General features: G+C 41.9%; 2 protein-coding genes. Both read right to left on the minus strand.

What is annotated here, in order from left to right; translation table 11 throughout:
- A partial coding sequence (locus ISALK_RS14900; RefSeq protein ID WP_160723664.1) for an RNA-guided endonuclease TnpB family protein occupies window positions 1–473 on the minus strand: 473 nt, incomplete at its 3' end.
- The coding region (locus tag ISALK_RS14905; RefSeq protein ID WP_201756934.1) for a transposase at window positions 473–601 on the minus strand (129 nt) is incomplete at its 5' end. The genes ISALK_RS14900 and ISALK_RS14905, both read right to left, overlap by 1 nt.

Consider the following 601-nt stretch of genomic DNA (forward strand, 5'->3'; position numbering starts at 1 on the left):
GCGTAGTATTTCCCCGATGGTGTTTGACTAATGGTTACGGATTTCAGGGTATAATCCTCCGGGATCTCCCGATGCTGCTTGATTTTTACGCCTTTGAGCTTTGGAAGGACCAACAAGCCCTTTTCCAACCGGATATTTCCGTTCACCAGGTTGGTGGTATAGCTGTTATGATTCTTCTTTTTCGATTTGAATTTCGGGAACCCGATGGATTTGTCACGAAAAAAGTTGGTATAGGCAGTATTTAAGTGTAACTGGGCATTGGAGAGAGCTAAGCTATCCACTTCCTTCAGCCACTCAAATTCTTTTTTATACATGGCAGGGGTGTTATTAAGACTTTTTCCCGTGGATTTGTAGTGTTGGATTCGATCCGAAAGCATACGATTATAGACAAAGCGAACACAGCCAAAGGTTTTGGCAATCAAGTTTCTTTGTTGATCGTTTGGATAAATTCGAAATTTGAAGGCTCGGTTCATCACTTTTCCCCCTGGCTTTCAATATAGTTTTTTATAACCTCCAACGGGGCTCCTCCGGTTGTAAGTAAACAGTAACTCCTTGACCAAAAATGGTCTTTCCAAAGTTTACTTCCTATGGCAGGATACTC

It is taken from the genome of Isachenkonia alkalipeptolytica (assembly GCF_009910325.1).
Classification (GTDB): domain Bacteria; phylum Bacillota; class Clostridia; order Peptostreptococcales; family T1SED10-28; genus Isachenkonia; species Isachenkonia alkalipeptolytica.